General features: G+C 60.5%; 14 protein-coding genes. 7 read left to right on the top strand and 7 right to left on the bottom strand.

Features of this window, described 5'->3' with window-relative positions; genetic code table 11:
- Nucleotides 1–41: 41 nt before the first annotated feature.
- The gene (locus LCM4573_RS17455) at nucleotides 42–719 is read right to left on the bottom strand and encodes an NAD(P)/FAD-dependent oxidoreductase (RefSeq protein ID WP_244505350.1); all 678 of its coding nucleotides are present in this window, start codon (nucleotides 717–719) and stop codon (nucleotides 42–44) included.
- Nucleotides 647–913: a hypothetical protein gene (locus LCM4573_RS28650; protein WP_244505349.1), complete on the bottom strand. Its 267-nt coding sequence runs from the start codon at nucleotides 911–913 to the stop codon at nucleotides 647–649. Before LCM4573_RS28650 ends, LCM4573_RS17455 begins: the two co-directional genes overlap by 73 nt.
- A 166-nt stretch (nucleotides 914–1079) precedes the next feature.
- On the opposite strand from LCM4573_RS28650, the gene LCM4573_RS17450 reads away from it, so the two are divergent.
- The 3 genes from LCM4573_RS17450 to LCM4573_RS17440 all read left to right on the top strand — a co-directional run bounded on the left by LCM4573_RS17450 (nucleotide 1080) and on the right by LCM4573_RS17440 (nucleotide 2718).
- Nucleotides 1080–1595: a ferritin-like domain-containing protein gene (locus tag LCM4573_RS17450; protein ID WP_071007665.1), complete on the top strand. Its 516-nt coding sequence runs from the start codon at nucleotides 1080–1082 to the stop codon at nucleotides 1593–1595.
- Nucleotides 1596–1721: 126 nt separating this feature from the next.
- Complete coding sequence (locus tag LCM4573_RS17445) at nucleotides 1722–1907, top strand: DUF2934 domain-containing protein (RefSeq protein WP_071007664.1); 186 nt, start codon at nucleotides 1722–1724, stop codon at nucleotides 1905–1907.
- A 187-nt stretch (nucleotides 1908–2094) separates the two neighbouring features.
- The gene (locus LCM4573_RS17440) at nucleotides 2095–2718 is read left to right on the top strand and encodes a DUF4142 domain-containing protein (RefSeq protein ID WP_071007663.1); all 624 of its coding nucleotides are present in this window, start codon (nucleotides 2095–2097) and stop codon (nucleotides 2716–2718) included.
- 251 nt (nucleotides 2719–2969) lie between these two features.
- Here LCM4573_RS17440 and LCM4573_RS17435 read toward each other — a convergent pair whose 3' ends face one another.
- From LCM4573_RS17435 to LCM4573_RS17425, 3 genes are read right to left on the bottom strand one after another with little or no spacing between them, the layout of a single operon-like run.
- Nucleotides 2970–6233 (bottom strand): error-prone DNA polymerase, encoded by a 3264-nt coding sequence (locus LCM4573_RS17435; RefSeq protein WP_071007662.1) that lies wholly within the window; start codon nucleotides 6231–6233, stop codon nucleotides 2970–2972.
- Complete coding sequence (locus LCM4573_RS17430) at nucleotides 6230–7744, bottom strand: DNA polymerase Y family protein (RefSeq protein ID WP_071007661.1); 1515 nt, start codon at nucleotides 7742–7744, stop codon at nucleotides 6230–6232. The genes LCM4573_RS17435 and LCM4573_RS17430 overlap by 4 nt, the downstream gene beginning before the upstream one ends.
- Nucleotides 7665–8420 (bottom strand): ImuA family protein, encoded by a 756-nt coding sequence (locus LCM4573_RS17425; RefSeq protein ID WP_071007660.1) that lies wholly within the window; start codon nucleotides 8418–8420, stop codon nucleotides 7665–7667. Before LCM4573_RS17425 ends, LCM4573_RS17430 begins: the two co-directional genes overlap by 80 nt.
- A 1131-nt stretch (nucleotides 8421–9551) precedes the next feature.
- Here LCM4573_RS17425 and ltrA point away from each other — a divergent pair.
- The 3 genes from ltrA to LCM4573_RS28875 all read left to right on the top strand — a co-directional run bounded on the left by ltrA (nucleotide 9552) and on the right by LCM4573_RS28875 (nucleotide 12427).
- Nucleotides 9552–11066, top strand: a complete 1515-nt coding sequence (ltrA, locus tag LCM4573_RS17415) for a group II intron reverse transcriptase/maturase (protein ID WP_244505353.1) — start codon at nucleotides 9552–9554, stop codon at nucleotides 11064–11066.
- Nucleotides 11059–12186, top strand: a complete 1128-nt coding sequence (dinB, locus tag LCM4573_RS17410; RefSeq protein ID WP_083347503.1) for a DNA polymerase IV — start codon at nucleotides 11059–11061, stop codon at nucleotides 12184–12186. Before ltrA ends, dinB begins: the two co-directional genes overlap by 8 nt.
- 115 nt (nucleotides 12187–12301) lie before the next feature.
- A complete protein-coding gene (locus LCM4573_RS28875; RefSeq protein ID WP_338012591.1) occupies nucleotides 12302–12427 on the top strand; it encodes a DUF3800 domain-containing protein in 126 nt (41 codons plus the stop codon).
- Between the two features lie 26 nt (nucleotides 12428–12453).
- Here the strand turns inward: LCM4573_RS28875 and LCM4573_RS17405 are convergent.
- A protein-coding gene (locus LCM4573_RS17405; RefSeq protein WP_407071749.1) for an IS3 family transposase occupies nucleotides 12454–13574 on the bottom strand; the annotation gives its coding sequence in 2 pieces (ribosomal slippage) (nucleotides 12454–13346 and nucleotides 13346–13574; 1122 coding nt in all).
- A gap of 237 nt (nucleotides 13575–13811) precedes the next feature.
- Here LCM4573_RS17405 and LCM4573_RS27390 point away from each other — a divergent pair.
- Entirely contained in the window at nucleotides 13812–14069 is a 258-nt protein-coding gene (locus LCM4573_RS27390) for a DUF982 domain-containing protein (RefSeq protein ID WP_083347502.1), read from the top strand.
- 157 nt (nucleotides 14070–14226) lie between these two features.
- Here LCM4573_RS27390 and malQ read toward each other — a convergent pair whose 3' ends face one another.
- Nucleotides 14227–16104: a 4-alpha-glucanotransferase gene (gene malQ / locus LCM4573_RS17395; RefSeq protein ID WP_071007656.1), complete on the bottom strand. Its 1878-nt coding sequence runs from the start codon at nucleotides 16102–16104 to the stop codon at nucleotides 14227–14229.
- Nucleotides 16105–16108: the final 4 nt, after the last annotated feature.

The following is a 16108-nucleotide window of genomic DNA, read 5'->3' as shown; positions in this document are numbered from 1 at the left end:
CTTCGGGACGCAAGCATGCGCTTTTGGTCGGAATATTCTTTCTATGCGGGAGCTTGTAACGTGTCGTCCTGCATTTCCCGCAGCCGGTTATGAACGGCCACCGCTGCTATCTCTCCTTGCGCCATCGCCACACCAATCTGGTTGAGCCCCGTGACAACGTCCCCGACCGCGTAGAACCCGGGGATGCTGGTGGCAGAATGCGGATCAACCTGGATCCGCTTATCCTCTTCAAGTCTGACGCCGAGGCTGTCAGCCAACGCGGATCGAGGTCGGACCCCTAAAGCCGAATAAAGCACTACCCCATCCAGCGGCGACGATCCGTCCAGAACAAGATCCACGGTTGCTTCCTTCGCTCTTTGGCAACGGAGCAGGCCTTCATGCCGGATCACGATGCCATCTCTGGCGAGCCCCCTCATCGCACCCTCCTTCACCTGGAGCGGTTCACCCTGCGTCATGATCGTGATATCGCTCGTAAAGGATTTCAGGAACCTCGCCTCCGCTGCGGCGCGCTCTGTCGCTCCGATAACCACGGCCGGTCGTCCTGCTATTTCGTAGCCGTCGCAAATCGGGCACAACCGCAGGTGCCCGGATTGAACGAAATCGGCAACATTCTCAATGGCGGGCAGATTGTCTTCAACCCCGGTGGCTAAGATGATGTTATGGGCGCGAATTTCCTTCCCATCAAATTCAACGACGAAGGTGCCGTCGGACTRCCGCACCTGGGACACGACGCCTCTGATGAGCTCGACCCGCAGGTTCTGAAGTTGCAACTTCGCAGGAGTTCGCCGCCCTGGATCCCGTCAGGAAAGGCGGGATGATTGTGGGATCGCGGGATAAGCGAAGCCCGACTTTCACCTGAATCGACAATGACGATGCGGCGGTTCAAACGCGCCAGATAGATCGCCGCGGTCATGCCCCCCGGTCCCGCTCCGATCACGATGGCGTCCATGATTGGTGTTGGGATCTGCGTCAGCTGAGAACTCCGTTGACCGTTCGATGACAGGCGTGCACTGGTTGAGGACTGGAACAATCGACGGTGGCAATCGTTCCTTCCACTTCTTTGCAGGAGGAGGAATCCAATGTCTGACACATCCGAAACCCGTACCGTGTTCATCACCGGGCTCAAAAATGCCCACGCCATGGAAAACCAGGCTCTCTCGATCATGAAGCCGCAGGTCTCGCGCATCGAAAACTATCCTGCGGTAGCCCGTCGGCTCGAAGAGCATATTCGTGAGACGGAAGGCCAAATAGGCCGGCTGGAGACCCTTCTMGAAAGCTTAGGCGAAAGCCACTCCGGCCTCAAGGACATGGCGCTTTCGGTTGCCGGCGGTATGGCGGCCTTGGGTCACACAATGGCGGGCGACGAGATTCTCAAGAACTCTTTTGCAAACTTCGCTTTCGAGAATTTTGAAATCGCCGCCTACAAGTCGTTGTTGACCAACGCTGAGCTCGGTGRCATTCCGTCCGCCACTTCAGCACTGAAAGCAAATCTCGACGAGGAAATGGCGATGGCGCATTGGCTGGAGACAAACCTCCGAAGCGTCACGATCCAGTTCGCATCGCTCAAGGAAATGGGTGAAACGGCTAAGATTTGAGCATTGCCGGTACTGCGGCTCTTGAAAGGGGGCGAGTGGCACCGGCGCTATCTTGGCGAGAGCGCCTTTCGATCCGATCCGACCGATCCAGAACGCTCTTGCACAGCATGTAAGCGGGAGAACAGCATGGGAGACCATCGGGAAGAGTGGATAGCGAAACGGGCCTACGACCTGTGGGAGCTCGCTGGCCATCCAGATGGCCAGGATCATGAACATTGGAGTCAGGCGAGTTATGAATGGGAACTCAAGCAAGAACGAGCCGCAGCGGCGAGGGCTTCAGCAGAAGCGTGGGATGAGGAAAGCCAGTGGTGATCGCCAGACGCCAGCGGTCAGTTTACGGCTCACGAAACTTGGTCTCTTCGATCCCGATCAATGACCAGAGGCAATGCCTTGAGTTGCCTCGGCCGGTACGCCGGAAGCAGAGCCCGATGTCGAGAGCAGGAAAAGACGGATCTCGTCGCCTATCTGCTGACGCTGTGAAGGATGAAGGAGAATGGCCATGTATCGCCAACTTATCGCTCCGTTCGGCATGCTCGTGCTGCTCAGCGGCACAGCCTTCGCCCAGATCGGCAACCCGGCCGGGATGGGCGCCGACACGCGAATGACCGAGCCGGGCATTCCCGCACCGCATCAGACCAACAACCAGGACCGGTTGTTTGCCCAGCTCCTCGCTGCCGGCGGGCTGCCGGAAGTGGAATTCGGCAACATAGCCGGCGACAAGGCGAAGGCTGATGCCGTGAGGCAGTTCGCCGACATGATGGTGCGCGATCACACCGATGCGAACGCCAAGCTGAAGGATCTTGCCGAGGCCGCCAGGATCCCCCTTCCCACGGAGCTCGATCCCGATCATCAGGTGGTCCGCGACCGGCTGGACAAACTGACGGACGAGGCTTTCGACGAGGCCTATATCAAGGCGCAGATCGTCGACCACCAGAAGACTGCGCAACTGCTGGCTTGGGAGATTGCCTTCGGAGAGGATGCCGAGATGCAAAGGCAGGCAGCCGCCATGCTGCCGGTAGTGCTTGATCATTTGCGGCGCGCACAGGAAATCAATGCCATGTTGACCGGCGCCGGCGTCCGCATCCTGCCCGAGGCCATGGCGGTCAACGACCAAAAGCGGTAGCCGCCGACGCCGATCAGCATATTGAAGAGAGCGAAAAGGGCGCAAGCGGAGGTGACGCTTTCTTGGTGTCAGACCGGGAAATGGGGCAGAAAATCCCTCGCCGGTATTGTGAAGGAAAGCATGAACCGTCTTTCTTGTCCCCATCCAGATTTTCGCTCCACAAGGACCGTCATCGATAGCTATCGTAATGCGATTTGTTGATTGGAGAGCGAAATTAGAGAGCGGAGCTTCCCAGCTTTCCCGGAAGTGTGTCATTGAAAATTCCGGCTCTTGATCTTCAATGTGTCGATATGCCTGTCGGGTTCGAACATGTCCTTCGAGCGAACGGATGCCGGCGGTTTTCCGCGCGGATCAGGCGTTCCCGGAGCGCCGTGAACGAACTCGTCCCCGCGCCCCGTCGGTGGCCGGAATATGCCGTCGCGTTCCGCAAGACTGGAGAGATCCGCAGAGAGATCGAACAGTTGCTGGGCGACGAGGTGGACGACCTCCCCTTCCCGCTGGATCCTGCCGTTGATCGCGAGCATGCTGGACCCAAGCAGAACCCGTCGTGACCGCTCGAACAGTTTTGGCCAGACCACGACGTTCGCGACGCCCGTCTCGTCCTCGATCGTCACGAAGACGACGCCCTTGGCCGACCCCGGCATTTGCCGCACCAGCACTAGGCCCGCCGCCATCAGCCACTGGCCGTCTTGTGCCGTCATCGCTTCAGCGCACGTGACGATCCTTTTCTGCGCGAGATCCCGGCGCAGGAAGCTTAGCGGGTGATGCCTGAGCGTCAGCCCGGTGTGGCTGTAGTCCTCCACGACATTGTGCCCTTCGGTCATCTGCCGGAGTATCACCTCCGGCTCCTGCTGCTCGGCGATCGCGCGCGCTTCCCGCTCGGCGGCCGCGGCAAACAGGGGAAGCGGCTCGTTGCGTAGCGCTTCGATCGCCCAGAGCGCATCGCGCCGTTCAAGGCCGAGGGAGGAGCGGAAGGCGTCCGCCTCGGCCAGCCTGACGAGCGAAGCGGTCGGCACACCGCAGCGACGCCACATGTCGTCGATGGAAAAGAACGACTCGTCGGTCCGTGCGGCGACTATCCGGGCGGCATCGGCGACTGGAAGACTTTTCACAAGCCGCATTCCGAGCCGGACTGCATGCTTGCCGGTACGGCCGATTGGCTCCAGCGTGCAGTCCCACCGGGACCGGTTGATGCAAACCGGCCGGACCTCGACACCATGCTTCCTGGCATCGGCGACGATCTGCGCCGGCATGTAGAAGCCCATTGGCTGCGAGTTCAAAAGCGCTGCGCAGAAGACGTCGGGATAGTGGCATTTCACGTAGTTCGAAGCGTAGGCGATCAGCGCGAAGGAGGCGGCGTGGCTTTCAGGGAAACCATAGGATCCGAAGCCCTCCAATTGGCCAAACGTCCGCTCGGCAAATTCCGGCGAATAACCATTGCGGATCATGCCGGACACGAGCTTGTCCTTGAACTTGCTGACGCCACCGGTGAATTTGAACGTCGCCATGGCCCGGCGCAACTGGTCGGCTTCACCTGCCGAAAACCCGGCACAGACCATCGCCACCTTCATGGCGCTCTCCTGAAACAAGGGGACACCGAGCGTCTTGCTCAGCACAGCCTCGAGCTCCGGCGTCGGATAGTCGACCGGCTCCTTGCCTTCACGGCGACGGAGGTATGGATGGACCATATCGCCCTGGATCGRCCCTGGCCGGACGATCGCCACCTGGATGACGAGATCGTAGAATGTCTCGGGCTTCATGCGCGGCAGCATCGCCATCTGCGCCCGGCTCTCGATCTGGAAGGTACCAAGCGTATCGGCCTTGCTGATCATCGCGTAGGTCGCAGGATCCTCTTGCGGGATGGACGCCAGGTCGAGCGGGATATTCTTCTCCTGCTCCAGCAACGCGAAAGCCTTCGCCATGCAGGTCAGCATGCCGAGCGCCAGCACGTCAACCTTCATCATCTTCAAGGCTTCGACGTCATCCTTGTCCCATTCGATGACGTATCGGTCGGGCATGCTCGCCGGTTCGATCGGCACCAGGTGGTCCAATCGATCATGGGCCAGCACAAAACCGCCAGGATGCTGGCCGAGATGCCGGGGCGATCCCATCAGTTGCTGCGCCAGCTGCAGCGTCAGCGCCAGCCGATAATCCTGCGGGTTGAGCCCGAGGTCGCGGACCTGCTTTTCGCCAACCTCTTCCGACCAGGACCAGACGCCGGAGGACAGCGCCTTGATCAGGTCCTCCGACAGGTCGAAGGTCTTGCCGACATCGCGGATGGCGCCTTTTGCGCGATAGCGGGTAACGGTCGAGCAGAGGGCCGCTTTGTCATGGCCATAGGTGCGGTAGATCCACTGGATGACCTCTTCGCGCCTTTCGTGCTCAAAATCGACGTCGATATCGGGAGGCTCGTCACGCTCCTGACTGACAAACCGTTCGAACAGCAGATCATGGGTTTCGGGATCGATCGAGGTGATGCCGAGGACGTAACAGACCGCGGAATTGGCGGCAGAACCACGGCCCTGGCAGAGAATGCCTTGCGAGCGCGCGTACCTCACGATCGAAAAGACGGTCAGGAAGTAGGGGGCGTATTTCATGGTCTCGATCAGGGATAGTTCATGGCGGATCGTCTGTTCGACATGTGCCGGCAGGCCTTCCGGATAGCGGGCCTTCACGCCTTCCCAGGTATAATGCTCAAGCGACTGCTGCGCCGTCATTCCGGGCATCAACGCCTCCTCCGGATACTGGTAGACCAGTTCCTCGAGCGAAAACGTACAGCGCCTTACGATCTCCATCGTGYGCGCCAATGCCTCGGGATAGCGGGGGAACAAGCGGGCCATCTCCTCCGGCGGTTTCAGATGGCGATCGGCGAAACGTTCGCGATCAAAGCCGACGGAATCGATGGTCGTCTTCTCGCGAATGCAGGTGACGATGTCCTGAAGCTGTCGGCGCGACGGCTCGTGGAACAGCACATCGTTGGTGACGACCGTCCTGACCCGGTAGCGCGCCGCCATGTTGGAAAGCGTGTGCAGCCGCAGTTGGTCATTCGGCCGCCGCCGCAGACACAGCGACATGTAGGCTCGATCGCCGAAGATTTCGGCCATCTTCCTGAGCTGCATGGCGCAGGTCTCGTCCGGCATGTCCGGCACGAGGATGCCGATCAGGCCCTCGGCATAATGGGCGACATCGTCGAGATGCAGGATGCAGTTCGCTTTGCCGCCCCTGCCTTTTCCCAAAGTCAGCAACCGCGTCAAACGCGAATAGGCGGCGCGGTCGGTCGGATAGACAAGGATCGACATGCCGTCCGCCAGATCCAGCCGGCAGCCGACGACGAGGCGAAGGCCAGTCGCCCGTGAGGCTTCCAGCGCCCGGACGATCCCAGCGAGGCTATTGCGATCGACGATCCCGAGCGCCTCAACGCCCATCAGCTTCGCCGTTGCGAACAGTTCCTCCGCCGAACTGGCGCCCCGGAGAAACGAAAAATGGGTCGTGACCTGCAGCTCGGCGTATCTCATGCGAAAAGCCCGTGAAGGTACCACTTGTGCGACCCGGTTCCGGCATCGACGCCATCGCCCGAACGAAAAATCCAGAAACGCTCGCCGCTCTCGCTTTCGACAATGAAATAGTCCCTGACCGTCTGAAACTCCGATCGTCTCAGCCACCATTCCCCGAAAATGCGCTCCGGACCATCGGCGCGCGCCACCCGGTGACGCCTGCCCCGCCAGGTGATCGAGACCGGCGGATGGTCCGGCAGCAGTGCGATCACCTCGATCAGCTCGGGCCGGGCGAGCAGCCGCGGCGGCCGCTGCCATTGCGACGGCCAGGTCTCCCCCTTCTCTTCGGCTGTAGGATCAACAAGCCGGACGCTGCGTTCCGGCACGTCGCTCGCCACCGGTGCGGCCCGGTAGATCCGCTGGCCGCCGCGATTGCCGAGGATATCGATCAGCGGCGTGACATCCTTGACTTCCTCCTCGATGAGCGAGGTGGCATGCTGCTTTTCGGCCAAAGGCTCGACCATGATGGCGGCGAGCGTCAGCTTCTCGATGCCGAAACCGGGTTCGATCTTTTCGATGCGATCCCYGAACAGCTTTGTCAGCCAGGCGGCATCACGGACCGGCTTGGCCGTCCCTGCCCTCACGGCCTGAATGGTGTTGTCGACGCGATGGACGATGAGATCGGCACGCCGGACGCCGAGCCCGCGCTTCTGAAGCCCCAGGCAAAGCTGCCCGACAAGGCGGGTGATGTATTTTTCGATGGTTTCTGCGGCGCCGATCGGCTCGGCAAAGGAGCGATGGATTTCGACCAGTTCCGCCGGCCTTATCGGATCGATCGGCTCAGCCAGGCGGCCATACATCTGATCGAGGCGACGGGTGATTTCCGGGCCAAAGCGCAGCACCAGCGGCGCGCGCGGTGTGGCGGCCAATTCACCGACGGTGGCGAAGCCCAGGGTGCGAAGGCTGGCGACGATTTCCGCGGGCAGGCGCAGGGATGAAATCGGCAAGCGCTCGACGGCCTGGCCGATCTTTCCCGGCGGCACGATGATCGTCTCTTGACGGGTCGCCCGCGCCAGCGCATGGGCGGCGCCCCAGCTATCGGCGACGGCCGCGCGCGCGGTCAGCCCTCTGGCACGGAAGCGATTGACGAGACCGGACAGCATCCGTTCCTCGCCGCCCTGCAGGTGATCGGCGCCTTCGGTGTCCATGACGATGCCGTCCGGCGGGTCCATGGCGACGATCGGCGAATATTGCGTCAGCGCCCAGAGCGACAGGCGTTCCAATGTCTCACCATCGGCATGCCGATCCGCATCGAAGATCATCAGGCCCTGGATCAGCGCCTGCGCCTTTGCAGCTGGCATGCCGATATGCAGGCCGAGTTTCAGAGCCGCGGTGTCGGCGGCAGAAATCCACCGCTTCGAGCCGCTCCTGGCGACGACGACGAGCGGCTTGTCAGCCGGCAGCGAAGGATCGGCGCGTCTTATCCGATCCGTCGGCAGTGTCGGAAGAAAGACAGATACGACCCTGGCCATCACATGCACCTATGACAAATTCCGCGCGCTCCCCTGCCCTCACCCGCATCAGTTCGGCGAGCCAGCGTCCGCGGCCGACGCCCGGAACCGGAAGCGGCTCGGACGACAGGACAGAGACACGCCACCGCGTCATCGCTGCCGTCGGCATCCCGAAATCCGATGCTTCGGTCTGCCGGCGCCATCGCCGGATCGCGAGCCCGATCGTGCCGGAGCTTTCGGCGGCGAGCTGCAAGCGGCGGGAAGCGACCATCGGCAGGCGCACCAGTTCGGCGACGACGGCGCCGAGACCGCCATAGCGCAGCGCCTCCTCGAAACTTGCGAGCACATCCTCCTCGCGGCCGGCCTCGACATAGATCACCCGGTCCGGATGCAGCCCAACCTGCGCCAGAGCCGGGGCAAAGAGATCGGCGCGGGTGAAACACCAGACCACCTTGCCTTTCGTTCTTGCCGCGATGCCCCCGACGAATAGTGCGGCGGCCGCCCCATCCACCGCCCCATTGCCGCCGCCCGCCACCTCATGAATGGCGCCATAGGCCAGCCCGCCGCCCGGAAGACAGTCATCGATGTCGGATACGCCGAACGGCAGCACGGTCTTCTGGCGGCTGGCGGCACCTTCCAGATGTGCGATGCGCTCGCGCAATTCCGAAAGAACGGCAGTTAAGGCGGATTGGCTCATGATCTCCTTCTTCGCGGGAGCTGTTAGTGCTTGAGAGAAACGATTATGTTCTGTATTTGTTCTAAGCTGGAAAGTGAGTCAATGTGCATGTACGGCGGCTGTGCAGGGCTCGATCTGTGGAATCGTCGATTCAGCGAGCGGATTCAGAGCGATGACCGAAGGGGACTTTTTTTTGGGTGCCGAGCCGGCAAGTAACAATCGATGATCTCCCGACCCTTCGCCAGGTGCGGGAGTCGGTCATCGAACTCGATTGCCGGCTGTGCCGGCGTCGCGGCGGCCATGAGCGGAAACGGCTGATAAAAGCCTTCGGCGCCGGCGTCACCTTCGCGGAGCTCCGGCGACGGATGACGGTGGGGTGCGAGAGAATGCATACGRCTGAAGGCGACCGATGCGGCGCCTATTTCCCATGTCTGGTGGAGAGGGTATCTTCGCCGGACGAAGGCTGAGCCATGGACCGCAAAGAACGCACAGATCGGCCGCGCAAGGTCATCCATGTGGACATGGATGGTGCGCCGTGAAGGCGCGAGAGAGGGTGAAATATGACTTAGACATCATCTCTCAAGCTTGCTGATTTTCGACCGACGGCTGAAATGCCGTCTTGGCTGTAAGAGCAACAGCCGAAAGGGGCCGAGAAGCTCGACCGGGCGTCGCCGGTTGGGTGTCATAAGCAGATCGGCCTTTAAATGTACCGGGTGCGAGCCACCACTCGTAGGTCGGGCTACCGCAGTGTCTATGACGAGACAACGAAGTGAGCGCCGGAAGCCTCTGTATTTATCCATACCGCCTCCGCTGGTGTGATGGCACCGGAGGTAACGCGATCCGAAGCGGCAGGGTTCAGTCCATCTCTGCTGCTGGGCACGGATATCGTGCTCGGGACAGGAACGGCTCTCTCAGCCTGTCCTCAGCGTCGCCAGGGGTAGAGCTCGCCGTCTAACGGCACAAAGGTTGGAGATCGGAACACAGGAACTCGGATCGTCTGCCCGGAACGGAACCGGGCTAGCCTCGACGGCAGGAGACGGAYGACACCGAGGGCGGAGCTTTCGTAGTAGTCGGAGCGCGGGAAAACCGCGCACAGGGCGAAGGAAAGCAGGAAGACGGTAGGTTTGCACGACGGAGAAGCAATCTGTGGACATGGATTATCAGGCCGATGAGGCTTGGGTACTCGGCGTTCAACGCAAACTTTACCAGCAGAGCAAGGCAAATCCCGACGAAGCGTGGCGCGATCTCTGGGGGTGGCTTACAGACGCCCGCATGATCCGTCATGCCTGGCGGCGCGTTTCGACCAACAAAGGTAGGCGCTCCGCCGGAGTCGACGGGATCACCGTGGACCGCGTCCGGCAAAGGATCGGTGAACAAACGTTCCTTGATGGAATTCGGCGGGAATTGCGCTCTGGCGCATACCAACCGAGTCCATCACGGCGGAAGCTCATCCCCAAGCCGGGCAAACCGGGGCAATTCCGACCCTTGGGCATTCCCACGGTGAAGGATCGCGTCGTACAAGGCGCGGTCAAAGCAGTTCTCGAGCCAATCTTCGAGGCCCAATTCTGGCCTGTCTCCTACGGGTTTCGGCCCGGAAAAAGCACGCATGGGGCCTTGGAGCATATCCGGCTATCTCTCCAACCGCGCAAGCGGGAAGCGGATAGCCGACGGCACCAAATGCCATACAACTGGATAATCGAGGGCGACATAAAGGGCTGTTTCGACAACATCAATCACCATCATCTCATGGACAGACTGCGCGCTCGCGTGGCCGACCGGCGGGTGACGGGGTTGGTGGGGCAGTTCCTCAAGGCCGGTGTCCTAGCGGAGGACCAATTCCTGCGCACGGACAACGGCACGCCACAGGGAGGGATCATCTCCCCGTTGCTGGCCAACATCGCGCTGAGCGCGATCGAGGAACGCTACGAGAGATGGACCTATCACCGTTCGAAACTCCGGAACCGCCGCCTCGGCGACGGAGCAGCGGCGGCACTTGGCGCACGAGGACGGGATCGCCGGCTAGGACGCTGTGTGTTCTTCCCTATCCGATATGCCGATGACTTTGTCGTGTTGGTTTCAGGCTCGAAGGAAGATGCCATCGCGGAGAAGTCCGCACTGGCGGATTACCTTCGGCGGATGACCGGTCTCGAACTGTCACCGGAAAAGACCAGGATCACGGCTGTGACGGAAGGCTTCGAGTTTCTCGGATTTCACGTCGCCATGCGCTGGGACAAACGATACGGATATTTCCCCCGTATCGAGATACCCAAAGCAAAATCTGCTGATCTGCGCCACAAGATAAAGGTCCTCACCAAGATCGACAAGAACTTGGTGCCTCTTGGGCGGAAGCTCGATGAACTGAACTCTATCCTTCGAGGCTGGACTGGCTACTATCGCCACTGCGCCCGAGCCGGGAAAGTGTTTACGGCCATAGACTGGTTCGTGACACGCCGTATCTGGTGCTGGCTTCGCAAGAAGCGCCGAAAAGCTCGGGTACGCGACATAATGCGGTCCTTCGGGCCGAGCCGTCGCCGCCCGACAAGACGCGTCTGGCGAGAGGGTCTCCACGAGCAATATATTCTCGCTTGGACTCCTATCAGTCGGTTCCTGCTTGGATGGATGAAAACGCCTGCATTTGCCATGTCTTCTGGAGAGCCGGATGCGTAACGAAAGGCGCAAGTCCGGTTCGGCGAGAGGCGATGAGAGACCACCCGCTGCGAGGCGGGCTCGGCGCTCATCGCCTACTCTACCTTTCTACGCCTCGGTCGAGCAGCGCGACAATCCGGAACTCCGAGGAAAGCCGGTTGCCGTCGGCGGCTCGGTCGCCCGCGGCGTCGTAGCAGCGGCAAGCTACGAGGCGCGCAAGTTCGGCGTTCATTCCGCCATGCCGTCGGTCACCGCCAAGCGCAAATGCCCCGACCTGATCTTCGTCCGGCCGCGTCTCGACGTCTACCGTGCCGTTTCCAGGCAGATCCGCGAGATCTTCGCGGAATACACGCCGATGATCGAGCCGTTGTCCCTCGACGAAGCCTATCTCGACGTGACGGAAAACCTCAAGGGCATGGAGATCGCGACCGAGATCGCCACGGAAATCCGGGCGAAGATCAAGGCCGTGACCGGTCTGAATGCCTCAGCCGGCATCAGCTACAACAAGTTCCTGGCCAAGATGGCGAGCGATCTCAACAAGCCGAACGGCCAGGCGGTGATCACACCGAAGAACGGGCCCACCTTTGTGCAGGGCTTGCCGGTGAAGAAGTTTCATGGGGTGGGTCCGGCCACCGCCGAGAAGATGCACCGCCTTGGCATCGAGACGGGCGCCGATCTGTTCGACAAGGAGCTCGACTTTCTCGTTGAGCACTTCGGCAAGTCCGGACCTTACTTCTATGGCATCGCCAGGGGTATCGACAATCGTCAGGTCAAGCCGGACCGGGTCCGCAAGTCGGTCGGCGCCGAGGATACCTTTGCCGAGGACGTTCATGCCTACGAGCCGGCACGCGAGGGTATCCAGCCATTGATCGAGAAGGTCTGGGGTTATTGCGAGGCGAACGGCATCGGCGCCAAGACGGTCACTTTGAAGGTCAAGTATTCGGATTTTCAGCAGATCACTCGCAGCAAGACGGTGCCGGCGTCTCTGTCTTCGATTTCGGACCTGGAGGAGATTGTCGGTTTCCTGCTCCAGCCGATCTTTCCCCTGAGGAAGGGAATCCGGCTCCTCGGCGTCACCCTGTCTTCGCTGGAACGGGTAACTGACACGGTCGCCTCTCAGTTGGCCTTGCCGCTCGCGTAGTCATCGATTTAGTCGTCGCAACCACACGTGCTCGCTTGATGCCCAAATCAGTTTCCGGCTTTTGCTTTTCGTCTCGTCTATGTGCTCCACGTTGCGACTCTGCTAAATCGAAGCGATGAGCTACTCTGATTTTATTATCTACGTCGATGAGAGCGGCGACCACAGCCTGACCTCCATCGACGTCAACTATCCTATTTTTGTCCTATCATTCTGCATCTTCGAGAAATCCCGGTGTGAATAGCCCCGAGTTTCGTAGACACCCCCGGGTTAGATTTTCTGCTGCCTCTCGATGGGCGACAGCATTCCGTTTCTGACGTGCTTGCGTTTCGGGTTGTAGAACATCTCAATGTAGTCGAACACATCCTGACGAGCTTCATCGCGTGAACGGTAGACCCTGCGGCGTATCCTCTCCCGCTTCAGAAGATTGAAGAAGCTCTCGGCCACCGCATTGTCATGGCAGTTGCCGCGTCGGCTCATCGAGTGAACCAGATTGTGGTGCCTGAGGAACGAGGCCCAGTCCATGCTGGTGAACTGCGAACCCTGATCCGAATGAATCAGCACTTTGTCCTTCGGCTTTCGCCTCCACACCGCCATGAGCAGAGCCTGCAATACGACGTCCGTGGTCTGTCGGCTCTGCATCGCCCAGCCGATCACCCGGCGGGAATAGAGATCGATGACGACGGCGAGATACGCAAAGCCCTCGCAGGTCCGGATATAGGTGATGTCTGTGACCCACGCCGTGTCCGGAGCCGCTACGTCAAACTGCCGGTCGRGCGAGTTATCGACGACGACGGAAGGCCTGCCGCCGTAGATGCCGGGGCGGCGTTTGTAGCCAATCTGCGCCTTGATCCCTGCGAGACGCGTCAGGCGCGCGACCCGGTTCGGGCAGCACATCTCTCCCTGATCGAGAAGGTCGTCGTGCAGCTTGCGATAACCGTAGACCTTGCCGCTCTCTTCCCATGCCTTCAGGAGCAGATCGGTCTGTCGCTTGTCCTCGCTGGCTCGCCTGCTCAGCGGGTCCTTCAGCCAGGTGTAAAATCCACTCGGGTGAACCCGCAGGAGACGGCACATCGTCCGCACCGAAAACTGCGAGCGATGCAGGGCAATGAACGCGTACTTCACTTTGCATCCCTGGCGAAATACGCGGCCGCTTTTTTTAGGATATCGCGCTCCTCGGTGACGCGAGCCAGTTCCTTCTTCAGCCGCCTGATCTCCTCGGCCTCGTCGTTGCCCTTGGCGTTCGACGCTGCAAACTTCTTCTTCCATTCATAAAGGGAATGCTGGCTCACGCCGAGACGTTGCGAAACCTCCGCAACCGGATAGCCTCGCTCCGTGATCTGACGCACGGCGTCACGCTTAAATTCTTCGGTGAAATTCGATTTGCTCATGATGCTCTTCCTGCCTCAAAACTAGGAAAGAAGGCGTCTACAAATCTAGGGGCTATTCAGTGACGATCCAGCCGCGGGGGACGCCGTCGGTCCCGTAATCGTTATGCAAGAGATGACGATTCCCATATCATATTTCAAGGACAGTGACCTTGCTGCGCCGCTGATTAAATTTTGAGCCGACTGCAACTTTCTTTGGCACCAGTCGTTATTGGCGCCGGTGCAGGAGGCACTCCCTAAATGAACATGACCGTAAGAACCAGCGGGACCCGCTGGCTCACCCCTGTGTACGTGCGTATCGGGTATGGAATGCCGGAAGGTATCCGTAGTTCTAAGGAAGCTCTTAACTATCTTCTCTTTCGCTGGCCGGCGGTCAATGGGCCAGCCTACGAAAGAGCAAAAAGCCTTTGTAGCGCTGCTATTGGTCATGATGTGCCGTCCGACGATGCCCGTGAAGCTTTCGTGCGCGCCTGTATCGAGGCGAAGGTTCTGGATTAACGACATCCGAACAGCTTACGGAGGTGAATTGATCTTCCGATATAAGGCTGCTGGCCGATCGTGCGACGGTCCAGTGGATGTCATGACGGCCTTGGCGCATTTTCCTCCAGGTCCACCCAAGCTGGGACAATTTGGCTGCAGCGGTTTCCGGGTGATCTCACAGACGGGGCCGCTCTTCTCTCATGACCCCGGCGACGTCTTGCAAAAGCGGCACCTCCAGCAGGTCCTCCAGCGATACCGAGAGCTTTGGCTTCCAGTTCGGATAACTGTAGCTGGTCCCCGGGATGTTGGTCGGGTTCTTCTCGCTGGTCAGGTCGGCCAGGCGGACGGCCGCCAGCAGCGACGGCGTCTTTGCGATGAAGCGATGTGCGCTGACGACCAGATCGCTCAGCCTCCGCTCGTTGGCGGTGTTGGGCAGCCGTTCCGGAGGCTCAGCCCCCGCTTCCTCGAGTACCTCCTTGAGACCCTTGCGCTCGTGTTTCCGTTCTTCGACATGTTTCTCTGTCACGTCGGTCGGCACGATACCATGCTCTGCACGCACCTTGATATCAGCGCCCCGCCACCAGCCAGCCAGCGTCTGGTGATCGTGCGTGGAAATGCATGCAAGCGCCAAGGTTGGGTAAATCTCGGCCGGCTTGAAGCTGCCCTTGTCGCGTTCGTAAGAGAGGATGCGATAGGAGAGGATCTGCGCCTCGGCCAGATCGTCCTGCAGCCCTTCGGGCAGCATGCCGAGGTCCTCACCGATCACCAGGCATCGATGTTCGGCCGAAGCCCGCGAAAGAATCTGCAGGAGACTCTCCTGCGGATAGTCGACATAGGCCCCACTGTCGGGCCGGCTGTCCAGCGGCACCAGGAACAGTCGTCTCAGGGCTGCGGCATGGTCGATCCGGATTGCTCCGGCATAGCGCATCGCCGCCGTGACCATGCGCAGATAAGGCGCGTTTTTACCCGAAGCGATGGCCGCTGGATGGAAGGCAGCCAGATGCCAATCCTGGCCCTCCGTCGCGAACGGATCGGGAGGGCTCCCGACCGTGGCTTCGGCGATATAGACCTCCCGTTCACTCCAGGTCGCGGAACCATCAACGGCTTCGCCGACTGCCAGATCGAGATAGAGGCCAATCCTCAGGCCCGCTTGGCGCGCCCGCTCGGCAGCCTTCGTCAGTTGCCGATGTGCCAGCCACTGCAGCCACACGTGGAAGCGGATTTCCTCAGCATGGTCGGTGGCAAACTTGCTCACCGCCTTGCTACCACAATCCTGAAACTCCGCTGGCCAGGCCTGCCATCCGGTGCCGTGGCCGCGCTCTCCCATGAAGGCGGAAATGGTCTCAAACAATGCGTGGCGGCGCAGGCCTTCACCACCTTGCCTCATGAAGGCATCGAAGTCAGTTCGGGCATAGGCGGGATCGTTCTCCTTCGTCCTACCCCAAATCCTCCAGAGCTCCCGCAGCGCCCCCAGCTTGGCTTGCGCAACCCCGACATAGTCGACAAGCTCGGTCGCCCTGAGTTCGTTCAGGCGGCGGTCGAGCTCGGCGCTCGGCTGGAAGCCAGGCACCTTATCGACCGCGATGTAGAGCGGGTTGAGCCGCTGGCGGTTGGAGGGCTCATAAGGGCTGCAGCGGTCCGGCTCGGCGAGAAACGGGGCGTGCAGCGGATTGAGCCCGATAAAGTCAGCGCCGAGCGATCCGGCGAGCCCGGCTATGGAACAGAGATCCTCGAAGTCTCCAATCCCCCAGTTTCTGGYAGAGCGGAGTTCATAGAGCTGGAGGCTGATCCCCCAGACACGGCTATTTTTAAGAAAATCGGGGATGTAGGAGCGAGGGATCTTCTTTTTACGCGGCCTCTTGTTGTCGCCCTTAGGGGGCTGTCCCTCTTCCGCAATCGACGCCCGTACCTTTGCCTTTAGGTCCACGCCAAGCGCCTTCAGCACCTTTCTCTTGGTCTCATCGGAGATCGGAACTTCGCCGCTGTCCGGGCATGGTCTGGTAAGGCTGATCCTGTATTGGCGGGCGAGATCGTCGAGTTCCGAACGTTTCATGAGG

Source organism: Rhizobium sp. LCM 4573, assembly GCF_001854865.1.
Lineage (GTDB): Bacteria > Pseudomonadota > Alphaproteobacteria > Rhizobiales > Rhizobiaceae > Neorhizobium.
Note: the sequence above shows the minus strand (reverse complement) of the source record. Positions and strands in the feature narration are given on the sequence as shown.